The sequence below is a fragment of the Clostridium thermopalmarium DSM 5974 genome, from assembly GCF_002995795.1.
Lineage (GTDB): Bacteria > Bacillota > Clostridia > Clostridiales > Clostridiaceae > Clostridium_H > Clostridium_H thermopalmarium.
Genome location: NZ_PVXN01000045.1, coordinates 1 through 15,674, shown reverse-complemented (window position 1 = coordinate 15,674; position 15,674 = coordinate 1). Strand labels below are relative to the sequence as shown.

General features: G+C 31.5%; 12 protein-coding genes. 1 reads left to right on the top strand and 11 read right to left on the bottom strand.

Annotated features, from left to right (window positions below; translation table 11 throughout):
* Positions 1-19 precede the first annotated feature (19 nt).
* The 9 genes from CPAL_RS08575 to CPAL_RS08535 all read right to left on the bottom strand — a co-directional run bounded on the left by CPAL_RS08575 (position 20) and on the right by CPAL_RS08535 (position 11,117).
* A complete protein-coding gene (locus CPAL_RS08575) occupies positions 20-832 on the bottom strand; it encodes an alpha/beta fold hydrolase (RefSeq protein ID WP_061859021.1) in 813 nt (270 codons plus the stop codon).
* A gap of 117 nt (positions 833-949) precedes the next feature.
* The gene (locus CPAL_RS08570) at positions 950-1,840 is read right to left on the bottom strand and encodes a C40 family peptidase (protein ID WP_061859022.1); all 891 of its coding nucleotides are present in this window, start codon (positions 1,838-1,840) and stop codon (positions 950-952) included.
* Positions 1,841-1,976: 136 nt separating this feature from the next.
* Positions 1,977-2,795, bottom strand: a complete 819-nt coding sequence (locus CPAL_RS08565; protein ID WP_242862648.1) for an ion transporter — start codon at positions 2,793-2,795, stop codon at positions 1,977-1,979.
* A gap of 316 nt (positions 2,796-3,111) precedes the next feature.
* A complete protein-coding gene (locus CPAL_RS08560) occupies positions 3,112-4,074 on the bottom strand; it encodes an ABC transporter permease (RefSeq protein WP_061859023.1) in 963 nt (320 codons plus the stop codon).
* 2 nt (positions 4,075-4,076) lie between these two features.
* Positions 4,077-5,255 (bottom strand): ABC transporter permease, encoded by a 1,179-nt coding sequence (locus tag CPAL_RS08555; RefSeq protein WP_061859024.1) that lies wholly within the window; start codon positions 5,253-5,255, stop codon positions 4,077-4,079.
* A complete protein-coding gene (locus CPAL_RS08550; RefSeq protein WP_061859025.1) occupies positions 5,248-6,795 on the bottom strand; it encodes an ABC transporter ATP-binding protein in 1,548 nt (515 codons plus the stop codon). Before CPAL_RS08550 ends, CPAL_RS08555 begins: the two co-directional genes overlap by 8 nt.
* A 121-nt stretch (positions 6,796-6,916) precedes the next feature.
* Positions 6,917-8,095: a BMP family lipoprotein gene (locus tag CPAL_RS08545; protein WP_061859026.1), complete on the bottom strand. Its 1,179-nt coding sequence runs from the start codon at positions 8,093-8,095 to the stop codon at positions 6,917-6,919.
* Between the two features lie 225 nt (positions 8,096-8,320).
* Positions 8,321-9,664 carry a sodium-dependent transporter gene (locus CPAL_RS08540; protein ID WP_061859027.1) on the bottom strand — a complete coding sequence of 448 codons (1,344 nt, stop codon included), beginning with the start codon at positions 9,662-9,664 and terminating at the stop codon, positions 8,321-8,323.
* A 70-nt stretch (positions 9,665-9,734) separates the two neighbouring features.
* On the bottom strand, positions 9,735-11,117 hold the full coding sequence (locus CPAL_RS08535) for a tryptophanase (protein WP_106024429.1): 1,383 nt from the start codon (positions 11,115-11,117) through the stop codon (positions 9,735-9,737).
* 244 nt (positions 11,118-11,361) lie between these two features.
* Between CPAL_RS08535 and CPAL_RS08530 the strand changes: the two genes are divergently transcribed.
* Complete coding sequence (locus CPAL_RS08530) at positions 11,362-12,045, top strand: helix-turn-helix transcriptional regulator (RefSeq protein WP_061859029.1); 684 nt, start codon at positions 11,362-11,364, stop codon at positions 12,043-12,045.
* 94 nt (positions 12,046-12,139) lie between these two features.
* Here the strand turns inward: CPAL_RS08530 and CPAL_RS08525 are convergent, their stop codons facing one another.
* Positions 12,140-13,009, bottom strand: coding sequence for a radical SAM protein (locus CPAL_RS08525; RefSeq protein WP_061859030.1), 870 nt, complete (start codon positions 13,007-13,009; stop codon positions 12,140-12,142).
* A 583-nt stretch (positions 13,010-13,592) separates the two neighbouring features.
* Entirely contained in the window at positions 13,593-15,575 is a 1,983-nt protein-coding gene (locus CPAL_RS08520) for a DUF2357 domain-containing protein (RefSeq protein ID WP_106024428.1), read from the bottom strand.
* Between the last annotated feature and the right edge of the window lie 99 nt (positions 15,576-15,674).

Sequence of the window (15,674 nt, the reverse complement as noted above, 5' to 3'; positions counted from 1 at the left end):
AGCAGTTTATTTATAGTTATTATTCTTCAATAAACTTAACTAATTCTTCATTGAATTTATCCTTCTCATCATAAAACAATCCGTGACCACTAAATTCAAATGGCACAAGTTTTGAATTTTCAATGTACTGTCTCTGAACTTTAGCTAATGAAAAAGGAACAATTTTATCATGAATTCCATGAAGAATTAAGGTTGGAACAGTTATTGTTTCTAAATCATGAAATAGTACTTCACGCAGCCAAGTATTTGCAATAGCTGCAGTTGCCCATCCTGCCGCCTGTAATCCTAATTGGAATAGCCAGTCAGACAAATCTTTAGTAATATACTTAAAGAAAAACATATTCCCAAAATCTCTAAGCATTTTAGGGCGGTCATTATATGTTCCTTTAATGATATTTACTACCACTTCTTTTTCCAAACCATATGGAAAATCAGAACGTTTTATAAGGCTAGGAACTGCTGCTGCAAAAAGAGCAAGCTTAGATACTCCATATCCTTTGTGACGGGACATATATCTAACAGCTATAGCCCCTCCCGTTGAATGTCCTACAAGTATAAAATCTCGCAGCCTTAAGGCATTAACCACACATCTAACGTCATCTGCTAATCGATCATAATCATAACCTTTATAAGGCTTATCTGAATTTCCAAAGCCTCTAGTATCTATCCCAACGCACCTATATCCCATACTTGGAAGATGATCAAACTGATATTCAAATAATTTATGACTGCCAGGCCAACCGTGTAAAAACATTATTGTCTTATTTCCCCTAGGATTAAGATCCTCTACATAGACTTTTACAGTAGGCTCTACTGCAATATAATACCCCATCAACAACCTCCATGAGTAAAAAACTATATAAATATTTTATTCTATTACTCATTGAATCGTGACACTTTGCAAAATGATTTATGGTTATCTCCTATAAGATATGGCATTCTATTATTACTAAATAACCCTTTTTGCAACCACAAAATTATTTCTAAAATAGCCTTCAAATTCAGATATTTTTATAACATCGTTAACCTTAGGAGAATGAATAAATTTGTTATCGCCTATATATATACCAACATGAGAAATTTGAGACGGCTTGCTTGAATTCGTTGCAAAAAACAATAAATCTCCTTTCTGAAGATTGTTTATATTTACTGTAGTTCCTACGTTAGCTTGATCCATAGATATTCTAGGTAATGTTATTCCAAATTTTTTAAATACATATTGGGTATAACCAGAACAATCAAAGCCGCCTTCTATATATTTACCATTGCTGTCATACCTAGCTGGAGTTGTACCACACTGAGCATATGGCATTCCTAGAAAGCTCTTTGCATAATCCACAATATCGTCTACATTTATTTTTAAATGTTGCTCATTATTTTCTATAATTGTAATATAATCATCACTTATGTATCCTGTTTTCCCGTTATAATTTATTCTATAAAATCCATTTACATTTTCATAAAGATCAACTTTTGTACCTTTTAAAAGTTTTCCTATAACAAAATATGCTGTACCTGCTCCAGATCTCACATTAAGACAACTAGCTGTAACTTCACCTGTGTTTGTAATGGCTTTATTATTTTCTGAAGACAGAATTTTCACATAAGAATCATGTATATATCCATCTTTGCCATTATAACTTATTTTATAAAATTCTCCTTCTTTTGAAATAGTATCCACCTTATCGTTTTTATACAAATATCCTATGATAGAAGATGATAAACTAGCTTCTGATCTTACTCTAAGACTGCTAGCTGTTATTTCTCCTGTGCTTGCACTAACTGTTTGTCCACTTAAAAGTAATATAGTAGCAGTTGCAATTACCACATTTTTTATCATATTTTCCCCCCTAAATAATATGCATTATATATGTATAATATACCATATTTTCTTAGTAAAAAAAATCATTGTGATATTCTTTAAGTTTAGTATTTGTTTTTTATTTTTAAGACTAATTAATTTATCGGTTATATTATCAATCTCTGAAGGCAGTACCACACTTAGAACAAAATTTATCATTCCTTGAGTAAGACTTATGATGACATCTAGGACAAACTTTTCCTTTTCTATGCCTTTTAGAAGCATTGGTAAGTTCACTAGAGATGATACCAGTAGGCACTGCCAATATTCCATAGCCTATAATTATAAGCAAACTAGATATCACTTTTCCCATAGCTGTCTTCGGAGATATGTCTCCATAACCAACGGTAGAAACTGTAACAATTGCCCAATACATTGACTCAGGAATACTGGTAAAACCATTTTTAGGACCCTCCACAATATACATAACAGCTCCAACTAGCACTATAATGATTAAGCTTGAAAAAAGAAAAACAATGATTTTAATCCTACTTTCGATAAGCGCCTTTAACAGGCGAGTAGACTCAGCAATATAAGATCCCATGTTTAGAATACTAAATAATCTTAGCAGCCTAAATATGCGAATAATAACTAAAATCCTCATTTGAGGCAAAAACAAACTTAAATATGCAGGTAAAATAGCTAATAAATCTATGAATCCATAAAAGCTTAAAAGATAAGCAAATTTATTCTTAACAACTAATAATCTTAGAACATACTCAATTGTAAAAGCAGCTACAAAAACCCATTCTAATGTTGATATCCATATTCCATAACTCTTTCTAATAGTATCCACACTTTCGGCAATTATTAAAATGCTGTTGCCTAGAATTGCAACAATCAATCCTATATCGAAAGCTCTTCCTGCTGGAGTATCATTTTCAAACATTATTCTATATATCTTACTTTTCGTCTTTTCATCAATCAAATTCAATGGGCTTATTTCTCCTTTCCGAGCATTTAAAGTTCATAAATATTTGGTTTATGTGCTACTCTATGCTAACCATATAACTCTATCATGAATACTTTTATTTTTAGCAACTCCTATATCCTCTATGCATTATATGGATTTAGTTGTTCTATAAAGCTTAGTAATTCTTTCAAGATGGAATAGCAATGAATTCACTTAATTTAGTATGCTTATTTTAAATAAAACCTTTTTAAATTTACCTACTAGTTCAATACTTTTTCAATAAAAAAGATAGTTACCTGAACTTTTATTTCAAGTGACTATCTTCATAATCTCTATTTTATCTACTCTTAGTAAATGGTATTCCTTCTGCCTTTGGCGCTCTTGATCTTTTAGAAGTAAACATGAGAGCAATCATAGTAGCAATATAAGGCAGCATTTTGTAGAATGTTTGATTTATGCCTAAATTACTTAGGAAAGGAATTAATGCAACCGAATATGCAAGTGTTCTAAGAAACGCAAAGAATAAAGATGCAAAAAATATCTTTATAGGTCTCCACTGTCCAAAAATCATTACTGCAAGTGCAAGAAATCCAAAACCAGCAACACCTGTGTGTCCATTTACATTACCATCCATTACTCCTACGGAATAAAAGAATCCTCCAATTCCTCCTAAAAATCCTGAAATACCTACCCCCATATATCTCATTAAATAAACACTTATACCAACAGAATCCGCTGCATGAGGATGTTCACCACATGCTCTAAGTCTAAGACCAAATCTTGTCATATAGAAAACAATAGTTGATATAATAAGAAGTAATAATCCAATATATACAGTAATATATGTGTTTTTGAAAAATAGGTCCCCTATTACAGGAATTTTACCTAGTACAGGAATCTCTTTAATATAAAAACTTACACTAGTTGTAATACCATCACTGTTAAATTTCATTTTTGAAAATAACAATATTGCAGCTGGAATTAACATGTTAAGAGCTGTACCCGTAATAGTCTGGTCTGCCTTCATATTAATAGATGCCCAAGCTAACAACATGGAATATACTATTCCTGAAATAGCAGCTATAATCATAGCTATAATTAATATCAACTGTACATTCATCTGTGAATTTTGCATAAACAAAACAGCTAAGCATCCGAAAAATGCTCCAAAAAGCATAATCCCCTCAAGAGCAATATTTATAACACCACTATTTTCACTAAACATACCACCTAGCGCTACTAATAATAATGGAATTGCAACTGGCAAAGTATTTTGAATTAAATAGTATAATGTATTCATATCTATGCCTCCTCTCCATCATTCCTACTTATTTCAACAGTAGCTTCTTCATTTACATTACTCTCAAGTTTCCTACCTCTACGACTACCTTTGAAAATCCTTCCAATAGCTGATTGCATAACCATTGAAAAAGCAGAGAAATAAATGATAACAGCTATTACAACATCAATTATCTCAGGTTTATATCCAAATAGTGCTGCAAGTGTTCCACCTCTTTGAATATGTGATATAAATATAGCAGATAAAATGATACCAAGGGGACTCGAATTACCAAGCAGTGCAACTGCAATTCCATTAAATCCATTAGGAGCGATAATATTTATAGGTTCATAAGTCATACTACTGCCTGGTATTACAGAAGGGGCTAATATTGCAAAAGCACCGCCAAGACCTGCCATGCCACCTGCAATAACCATGGTAAGAATTGTATTTCTTTTTGAGTTCATTCCTGCATAATGACTGGCATCTTTACTAAAACCTGTAGCCTTAAGTTCATATCCAAAAACAGTTTTGTTCAAAACTATATGCAAACATACAGCTAAAGCAACAGCTATAAATATTGATACATTTACATTTGAATTAGGAATTCCTAAAGAAGGTATTTGTGCAGAAGCCGGCAAATATGCTGTTCTAGTCTTTGATGAAATATACATTACTGCATTCCCTTGGATAAGCATATCTACAAGATACATACCAATATAATTGAACATTATTGAAGTAATAACTTCATTTACATTCATGAATGCTTTGAAGAATCCAGGAATAAATCCCCAAATCATGCCTCCAACTAAACCAGCAATAACACAAACTACCCAATGTATAGAAGGAGATAATTTCCACATAAATCCTACATATAAAGCAAAATACATGCCCATGGTATATTGCCCTGATGCTCCTATATTAAACAATCCCATTTTAAATGCAAATCCTACCGCAAGTCCTGTCATTAATATTGGAGTTGCAAAGTAGAATACATCTCCAAATCTGGAAAATCCACCAAGTATAACCGTTTTAAGTCCTTCCCAAGAATTTTCAGGACTTGCAATAGCCATAATAATATATCCAAAAATTAGTCCTAAAATAATTGCTAGTAGTGCCGATGTAAATGCAGAAGTTGTTTTGCTTTTAATTATCTTTTGCACATTGGTTTTAAAATTTGAAGAAAGCGATTTTTTATGCATGTTTATTCTCCCTTCCCACATTGCGTTTTGCGCCTGACATATATAGACCAAGTTCTTGAATTGTTATTTCCTTTGGATTTAATTCTCCAACAATTTCACCTTCATACATTACAAGAATACGATCACTTACATCCATAACTTCATCGATTTCCAAGGATACGAGTAATACACCCTTGCCTGCATCTCTAGTTGCTACTAACTGCTTATGTATGTACTCGATCGCTCCAACATCAAGCCCTCTGGTCGGCTGAACAGCAACTACTAGTTTGTGTTCTTTATCAAGTTCTCTTCCTAAAATTACCTTTTGTTGATTACCACCAGACATATTACGAGTTATAGTAATAGGGCCTTGGCCACTTCTTATATCATATTTTTTAATCATTTTTTCTGCATAAGCTCGAATTTCCTTTCTTCTAAGAAATCCTCCTTTTTGGAACTCAGGCTGCCAATAACGCTGTAATATCAAATTATCCTCTATCGAATAATCCAATACTAGTCCATGCTTTTGACGATCCTCTGGTATATGACTTATTCCTTTTTTTGAACGCGTACGAATTGATGCTTTTGTAATATCTTCTCCGCATAGAGTAATTTTTCCACCACTCGGCTTTTCAAGGCCTGTAATTGCATATACTAACTCAGTTTGTCCGTTTCCATCTATACCTGCTATACAAACAATTTCACCCGCTCTTACATCAAAAGAAACATTTCTAACAGCATTCTTCTTCCCTGAAGCTGATGGGACTGTTAAATTCTCTACAGAAAGTATTACATCCCTAGGTTTACTCTCTTTTTTATCTACTTTTAAGGCAACGTCTCTTCCTACCATCATCCTAGAAAGTTCTTCTTTGGTAGTATCCTTTATATCAACAGTTCCAATGAGCTTACCCTTTCTAAGAACAGTACAACGATCAGCAACAGCCATAATCTCATTTAATTTATGAGTGATAAACAAAATAGATTTTCCCTCTTTTGCAAAGCCTCTCATAATATTCATAAGTTCATCTATCTCTTGCGGCGTTAAAACAGCAGTTGGTTCGTCAAAAATTAAAATTTCATTATCACGGTACAACATTTTTAAAATTTCAACCCTCTGCTGAATTCCAACAGATAATTTTTCAATTAAAGCATCCGGATCTACCTGAAGTCCATACTTTTTACTAAGAGCTAAAACCTTCTCCTTAGCTTTTTTTCTTTCTAAAAATCCCATTTTGCATGGTTCTACACCAAGAATGATATTTTCTAATACGGTAAAGTTTTCAACTAATTTAAAATGCTGATGTACCATTCCAATCCCTAAATCATTAGCATCCCTTGGATTTCTTATTTTTACTACTTTACCATTTTTTCTTATTTCTCCTTTTTCGGATTCATATAAACCAAATAGTACACTCATTAACGTGGATTTGCCGGCTCCATTTTCTCCAAGAAGAGCATGTATTTCGCCTTTTTTTAATCTGAGAGTTATATTATCATTTGCAATAATTCCAGGAAATTCTTTTGTTATATTAAGCATTTCAATAATATAGTTGCCGTCCATTTTAACCTCCCTGACATCATCCTTATTTTAAATAAGGGGAAAAGTAATAACCTTTTCCCCTTGTAATCCCCATATTATATTAAGTCTGATAATACTATTTGCTGCCGCTGACTTTTTATTACTATCTTGTTTTAACTTTAACCTTAACGAGGTTAAGACCTTTTGTTAATTCATCAGCTGTTGCATATCCATCTGGGTCTGCAACTTTGATTGTACGAATAGGTTTAACAGCACCACTTTTTAGTGTTTCATACACTTTTTCATAGTCCGCCTTAGTAAATTTCTTAAATCTATCAAATGCATCTGCCTTTTCATCACCTATAACAGTTGTAGGAAGCCCTACACCATCATTAGTTGCATCGAATACAATAGTTTTTCCACCATACTTGTCCCATGTATTATTCTTATAGATAGATTCAAGAACTTCAATAACAGATGCTCCTAGTCCCTTAGTTGCTGAAGTAATAACAGTTTCACTATCATATCTTTGGTCAACGTCAACGCCTATAACCTTTTTACCAGCTTCAGCTGCTGCAGATATTACACTCTTACCTACAGAACCACCACATGCAAAAATAACTTCTGTTCCTTCTTGATACATTGTCTTTGCTGTAGCTTTGTTGGTATCGGTTTCAGCAAAATCTCCAGTATAATGATAAGTAACATTTATAGATCCATCTGGAAGGTTTAATTCTTTTGCAGCAGCTTCAGCACCTTGAAGGAATCCATAACCAAATGCTTGAACTGCTGGAACTGCCATTCCTCCCATGAAACCTAACTTTGTCATACCATCTTTTACAGCAGCATATCCTGCAAGATATCCAGATTGTTCTTCTGCGTACTTAATACTTGCAACGTTTGATTTAATTGTAGTATCTTTATTGTCAGCATCGTGAGGCGCTCCATCCAGTAAAATGAATTTTACATCAGGATACTTTGATTGAGCAACATAAACTGGAACTTCAAAAAGATAACCTGGTGTAACTACAACCTCAGCTCCACCTGCAACAGCAAGGTCGATTTGTGCTAGATAACCAGCATCAGAAGCTTCTTCTGGTTTGTAATACTTGTGAGTAATATTATTTTCTTTTGCAAATTTAACTACGCCTTCCCACGAACCCTGGTTAAATGACTTGTCATCAATATTTCCCTTATCAGTTATTAGAGCTATTTGAAAACCTTTACTTCCGCTACCGCTCTGACTATTATCGCCACTCTTGCTGCTATTTCCTCCACCGCAGCCCGCAAGCAATCCAACAGAAAGTACAGCACTTAATGCGATTCCTAGAACCTTTTTCATAACTTATCCCCCTATTCTTTTTTATTTAGTTAGGTTAATAATTAAATTATACCATAACCGGTATTATTTTCAATAATAATTATCCGCGTTGTAATAATAATTAGATACATTGTATTCTTAAAATTTTATGTCAGCTCTATTGTATAAAATTATGTTACATGAAAAAATAAATAGCATTTAGTTAATAAAAATACCTATACTAAAAAGGAGCTTTGAAGGCTCCTTTTATCCAATTCCACCTAGTAAAATACCTGCAATATATACAAATATAGAAACTCCACAAAATACATATCTTCCTAATGGTTCCAACCAAGGCCATACTTTTTTTTCACGGCCCATTTGTATCTGTTCAGTTGCAAATCCTCTGCCGCATACCCAGTAGAACATTATTGCCGCAGCAATTGCACCTAATGGAATAATGTTGATGCTTACAAAATCCATCCATACACCTATAACATCACCATTTTCGATAAGTAATCCTACGCAGGTTGCTATTGCAGCAATAACTGAAACAGCTTTAATCCTTGAAAATTTAAACTTAGATTGAAGAGCTTCTATAGGTGTTTCAAATAGATTTACAAGCGATGTGATACCCGCAAAGAAAACAGCAATAAAGAAAATAGTTGAAAATAATGAACCTGCTGGCATTCTTTTAAAGATTTCAGGCATAGTAATAAACATTAATGGAGGCCCTGATCCAGGATTCATATTAAATGCAAATACCGCTGGAATGATAACAAGTGACGATAACATAGCCGCAATAGTATCGAATATTGCTATATATTTAGCTGAATATATAACATCTACGTCTTTCTTTAAATAACTGCCATATACAACCGTACCTGATCCTCCTATTGACAAAGAAAAGAACGCTTGGCCTAGTGCATATATCCAAGCTTTCGGATTTTTTAAAGCTGACCAATCAGGATTGAACATAAATCTATATCCATTTACTGCCCCTGGCAAAAACGCTACTCTAATAGCCAATACTGCAAATAAAACAAAGAATAAAGGCATGAGTACTTTGTTTACCTTTTCAATACCAGCTGAAATTCCTGCATTCATAATTACAAATGTAAGTACAAGAGCAATTATATGCCACGAAACGCTACCAAACGAACCTGCAATTTCTCCAAAATAAGCTCCACTATCTTGAGCATTAACTAATGCTCCAGTTGCAGAACCAACCAAAAATCTTATAATCCATCCTACAACAACTGCATAGCCTATTCCAACACCAAGTGATCCAAATACAGGTATAAGTCCTATGATATCGCCATGTTTTTTGCCCCGCCTTTCCATAGACTTTTTAAAAGCTCCAACAGGTCCTGATTGCATAGCCCTACCAAAAGCCATTTCACCGGTTACTCCGCAAAATCCTAATATAATAATCCAAATCCAATAAGGTATTAAAAATGCAAACCCACCAAATTGCCCAACTCTATAAGGGAATAACCAAATATTCCCCATACCTACTGCAGAACCAACGCAAGCAAGAATAAAACCATATTTCGAGTTAAATGTTTCACGGTCTGTATTATCAAGTTTTACTATATCTTTATCATTCATAAATCCACCTCAACTTATTTACCTTAAACGCAAATTTATACTAGGATGGAGAATAAGGCTCCATCCTGAACTATTCTATTGGTTCCAAGTGTGCTTGGAAATGTCTTAAAATAGGAGGTTCCCAAGTAATTTTATAGCCTTTAACACTACTTGCTCTTTCTTTTATAGCTATAAGAGCATCAGCCATTATATCAAAGTGAGCTTGTGTATATACCCTTCTTGGAATTGCAAGTCTTGTAAATTCAAATTCAGCTCTAAGCTGTTTTCCTGTATCAGGATCATTTCCTAACATATAAGAACCAATATCGCAAGTTCTAATACCTGCTTCTTTATATAACTCTACTGCTAATGCTTGGCCTGGAAATTCATAATATGGTATATGTGGAAACATAGCTTTAGCATCAATAAATATTCCATGTCCTCCAACAGGAGCTTGATAAGCTATTCCTGCATCATCTAATTTAGAAGCTAGATATTCCAATTGTCCTATTCTATATCTTAGATAATCTTCATCTTGTCCTTCATATAATCCTATAGCTACTGCCTCTAAATCTCTTCCAGATAATCCGCCATATGTTATAAATCCTTCATATGATATACAATTACCCTTTATTTTTTGGTATAATTCTTCATTATCTTTAATTCCAATTAATCCCCCCATATTTACTATGGCATCTTTTTTAGCACTCATAGTAAACATATCTGCATAACTGAACATCTCTCTTGTGATTTCTTTTATACTAGAATTCTTAAATTCTTCTTCTCTTTGTTTAACAAAGTAAGCGTTTTCAGAAAATCTAGCAGCATCTATATTTAAAGGTATATTATATTTCTTACAAATTGCGGAAACTTCTCTCATATTTTGAACAGATACAGGCTGTCCACCAGCAGAATTATTTGTAATTGTCATTACAACTAAGCCTATATTTTCTTTTCCTAACTCATTTATTAATTTTTCAAGTTTTTCAACGTCCATATTTCCTTTGAAAGGTGCCCTTAAACTTGGATCCTTCGCTTCTTCTACTACACAGTCTATAGCTCTAGCTCCTGCTAACTCTACATGGGCTCTTGTAGTATCAAAGAACATATTAGAAATTGCATATTTGCCTTTACCTAATAGTATAGGAAATAATACTTTTTCAGCAGCACGTCCTTGATGTACAGGCTGAATAAATTCATAATTAAATATGTCCTTAGCAGCATTTACTAGATTATAGTAACTTTTAGCACCTGCATACGCTTCATCCCCTTGCATTATTCCTGACCATTGATCAGCACTCATAGCATTAGTTCCACTATCAGTTAATAAGTCAATATAAACATCTTCTGCCTTAAGATTAAAAAGATTATACTTAGCTTCTTTAATCTTTTGTTCTCTTTCTTCTCTGCTTAATATCTTTATTCTTTCAACCATCTTTATTCTAAATGGTTCTGGAACATATTTTATTGCCATGCTAAAATCCCCCTTACTTATAATCTAATATTATTTTTCAATCTAATATTATCTTATCATAGCGATATAATATTTTCAATATTTTTCCAAAAATACTTGATATTTTTTCTATTTATTGGATAAAGCAAATCATTTAGTGTTAATTTTTTATTATAATGATAATTTTTTATCACTCCGATATTATATTTGCAAAAAATTTATAAATTAAATATAATATAAATAATTTAATATGGAGGGATTAATATTGAATATACTTAATCATTATGTAAAGCTAGTAAAATTTCTAGGTATTACACTAGGACCTGATTATGAGATTGCATTATATGATGTAAGGGATAACCAAAATTCTATAATAGCCATAGCTAATGGTCATATAACTGGTAGAAGCTTAGGCTCACCACTCTCTACAAAGATTATGGAAATTATAAATAACAAAGAATATTTAGAAAAGGATTTTATTGCTAATTACAATACTATATCAAATATGAATAATAAACTTCTTAGGTCCTCTATATTATTCATTAAAGATAATGATGAGCTAGTAGGCATACTTGCCATAAACTTTGATGACTCAAAATATTCACTCTTAAGCAAACAAATTATGGAACTATGCCACCCACATGATTTAATAGGAAAAAGTAGCTTTGAAGCAGTTGACAAAATTGCACCTTCTCTAAAGACTGATATACCTAATACTAGTATAGAAGATCTTGCTAAAGCTACCATGAATTCAGTTTTGAATGGAGCTAACATCTCACCAGATAGACTAAAGAAAAATGAAAAGATGGAGATAGTAAAAATCTTAAATGACAAAGGTATATTTAGCTTAAAGGATAGTGTTACAATAGTTGCTAAACTATTGCACAGTTCAGAGGCCACTATTTATAGGTATTTACACAATATAAGAAAAGAAGAAAATAGTATATAAATTTAGATTCATAATTTTCTATATAAATGCGATAAGAGATGACTTCCAGTCATCTCTTATATCTTTAGACTCAATAAAAACTAATGAATTTTCTCTAAAGCCTTCTATAACTCTCATCTTTAAAATAATAATTTCCTTCTATGATATCATCTAGCTGCTTTAATAACCTTTCTTTTTCCTCATTTAAAGTCGCAGCAAGGGGAGCATAATTTGAAGCATGATTGCTCCTAAATATACAGTTATCCACTTCTAAGTTTTTAATAAATTCTCTTGTTTCTATCATAACTTCCTTTGGAGATAATAAAGTTATTTCTCCTTGCTTAATTTTATCATACATTTCAGTACCTGGCTCTACCATAAGAGTAAGAAGTCCTAAATAATCTGGATTAATCTCATTTATTACTCTTGCTGATTCAACTGCATGGTCTTTCCATTTTTCTTTTCCACCTAGACTAGAAATCAATGTTACAGAAAGCTTAATTCCAGTTTTAACTACTTTCTTTCCAGCTTCAATTATTTCCTTAGATGTCACACCCTTTTTTATATCTTGAAGTATTTCATCACTGCCACTTTCTATTCCTAAATATATTATTTTCAATCCTAAGTTTTTAAGCTTAATTAAATCTTCTTCACTCTTTCTCAAAATATCTCCTGGTGTACCATACATAGATACTCTCTCACACTCTGGAAAAAGTTCTTTTATTTTAAGAAGAATCTTTTCTAAGTCCTGTGTCTTTAATATAAGTGCATCACCATCGGCTAAGAATATTCTTTTAACATATTTATAGTATTCTCTTGCCATTTCTAAATCTTCAAATATATCTTCTAATTTTCTTATCTTGAACTTCTTATCCTTAAACATACTGCAAAATGTACACTTATTATGAGAACAGCCTAAAGTTACTTGAATTATTAAACTGTATGCTTCACTTGGCGGTCTATATACTGCTCCTTCATATCTCATATTTTAACTCCTTTCATACTCTGCGTTAAAAAAGCATCACCTTTTGATAATTATATCATAAGGATAACAGAGTTCTAAATGTAAGTATTTCCTTATAATATACCTCAGTATCTAATTTCATAATAATAACTTAAAGTTCCTGTTTGCTCAGATGCAAAAAAGATAGTCTAAGCATTACATAAACCATAAGAATTTATAAAATATTTTGAAGAAGGTCATATGTGAACAATAATACTCTAGATAAAATATTGGTATAGTAGTTACTGGAGCTATTATTATCTCACTTATATTCACAGTTATCGGAATGTTTGGAATGGGATTGATTTTAGGATCAATAGCACTAAATAAAAAAAAAGATAGGTAATATATTATAATAATTTCTATTCTATGGCTAGTAATTGGATATATTATATTTACTTTAACTAGTACCTATGTAAAACGTAAAGGAGTATTATCTGACTATTAATCTAATAAAAGAGATAGCCACTTGAACTTCCGTTTTTAAGTGACTATCCTTTTTATTTATTGATAACTTCTAAAATTGCGTGGTTTTTTAGATGGAATTAGATGCCTTTGTAAATTATTATTTTTCTAGCATCCTCTTAATCTCTCTCATAACTCTACTCGGATATCTCCTAAAATCATCCAAACTATACTCTCCACATACTACTCCATCTTTAGCAACATTAATTTTATCATTAACTACAGAAATATCCATACCCTTGACCTTAAAACCATTTAATCTAATATCATTATCAATATCTTGAATATTCGTAATTCCACTTATTTTTTCATCTATTCTTTTTAACTCTTTCCATATTCTGAACTCTTCTTTTGACTTTATTAAAAGCTCAGTTACTACATTTGAATTATGTAACAAATAATCTGTTGTATATAGTATCTTTCTTACCTGATATCCTTCAACTTTAAGAGGTACCTTCAATTTTTTCCACTCATCAACTTCAAATCTTATATATAGCTCATCAGAATCTTTGTAAATTTCTTTTATTTGTCTTCTCGGTACAATCTTTATATCTTTAATTGATCCATAATATCTAATTCCAGCATCTCCTTCAAATAATTTCTTTGACTGAGCAATCGCTATAGTTTTTATGCTGTGCTTTTTAAAATTGATATTAGATAAAGCAGTATGATAAAACTTATTTTCAAGATTTATTTTTAATTGTTCTTTAGCTCTTAAAGCTCCAACTAATACATTTCTATCATTGAAATAACTATCTTTTAAATAGTATTCATTCCATCTTTGACTTGGACTTCTCTCATAGGAAGAGTAAGAAGATTCCTCAATCAACTCATCTAAAAACTCTTCTAAAAGAGTTGTTGAAGATGGAAGTAATGGAATTCCTCCAATATTAACATTTTTTATACTTTTATAAAAATAATGTTCCTTATACTCTTCTTCATCTTTATATGGAAATAATACAAATGCACCAAATATTTCTCTTTCATATTCATCAGATTTTTCATTATTAAAAATAATAGCATCTCTATATCTGTGCATTGTATTAATATCACTTTCTTCTGGACCAGGATTGTTATATGATTCTTTATAACGAGTTCCTTCTTTTGCATAATTCAATCTATATTTAGCATCAAAAATGTAGTTATACTTTATCTTATTGCCTTCCTTTTCTATGCTAAAAACATTATCCGGCTTTTGAGAAACTGTTTGTGATTTCATTGACCTATTATATGCTATAGTAAATTTTTCTCCGTTTTTAGGATTTAAATAAGTTACCTTAGATTCTGTTCCCTTTTTAAGAGTTACAAATATTCCATTAGTATTTATCTTTATCATATCGTTTTTAATCATTTTATACTTTTTTCTAAGAATATTATTAATTTTTATAAAACACCAATATTCATATAGTAAAGCTAAATCTTTCATGGAAAGTTTAAAAACATCTCCATATAAAGTTAATCCTTTTCTCAGAATCAAATAGTATTTATAAACATCTTTATATCCATGTCCCATTTGAAGTACAAGAGATATACTCTGTTTCGGAGTATATTCTCCTACTTGCCTTAAAAATGAAGTATTTAAATAACCATTTAATATGCATATCATATTATCAAAGTTTTTTATTAGAATGTTATCTTTTTTTCTATCTAATTTGATATACTTATTTTTTATTTCATTTAATTTATCTATTATAAAAGTTATTATATATTTTAAAAACCTGTTTTCATAAGTATCTAAAGTTACGGTTTTCTTAACTTGAAGAGCCTTTATTGGCATAACATTATCATCAATTCTTATTAGATTACTGCTGTTTTTACTTAACCATTTTATAGTTTCATTTGTTACCTTTTTTACTTTATGATAAGGTACTACACATGTTTCTTTTTCTAATAGATGGTGTGGATGATTTATTATTGTATTTATAGCACATATTAATTTATCAAATATACTTCTTAAAATGCTATAATACTCAGTAAGACTGTTCCCTTCTTTGCCTGTGTATCTAACATTTAAATAGGTTCTCTTTAAAAACTCAAAAGCTAAATTATGAATTTTGGATTTATGTCCATATAGTAGACACAAAAACTCAAATTTTTATGCAGTTTTTCTTAAAGCATCTTCAAGCTGTTGAGGAGTCATATAACCGATACTGCTATGAAGCCTTTTTCTGTTGTACCAGGA

Excerpts from the sequence above, each read along its gene's own strand:
- CPAL_RS08575 (WP_061859021.1), bottom strand. The coding sequence starts at position 832 with ATGGGGTATTATATTGCAGTAGAGCCTACTGTAAAAGTCTATGTAGAG.
- CPAL_RS08570 (WP_061859022.1), bottom strand. The coding sequence starts at position 1,840 with ATGATAAAAAATGTGGTAATTGCAACTGCTACTATATTACTTTTAAGT.
- CPAL_RS08560 (WP_061859023.1), bottom strand. The coding sequence starts at position 4,074 with ATGAATACATTATACTATTTAATTCAAAATACTTTGCCAGTTGCAATT.
- CPAL_RS08555 (WP_061859024.1), bottom strand. The coding sequence starts at position 5,255 with ATGCATAAAAAATCGCTTTCTTCAAATTTTAAAACCAATGTGCAAAAG.
- CPAL_RS08550 (WP_061859025.1), bottom strand. The coding sequence starts at position 6,795 with ATGGACGGCAACTATATTATTGAAATGCTTAATATAACAAAAGAATTT.
- CPAL_RS08545 (WP_061859026.1), bottom strand. The coding sequence starts at position 8,095 with ATGAAAAAGGTTCTAGGAATCGCATTAAGTGCTGTACTTTCTGTTGGA.
- CPAL_RS08540 (WP_061859027.1), bottom strand. The coding sequence starts at position 9,664 with ATGAATGATAAAGATATAGTAAAACTTGATAATACAGACCGTGAAACA.
- CPAL_RS08535 (WP_106024429.1), bottom strand. The coding sequence starts at position 11,117 with ATGGCAATAAAATATGTTCCAGAACCATTTAGAATAAAGATGGTTGAA.
- CPAL_RS08525 (WP_061859030.1), bottom strand. The coding sequence starts at position 13,009 with ATGAGATATGAAGGAGCAGTATATAGACCGCCAAGTGAAGCATACAGT.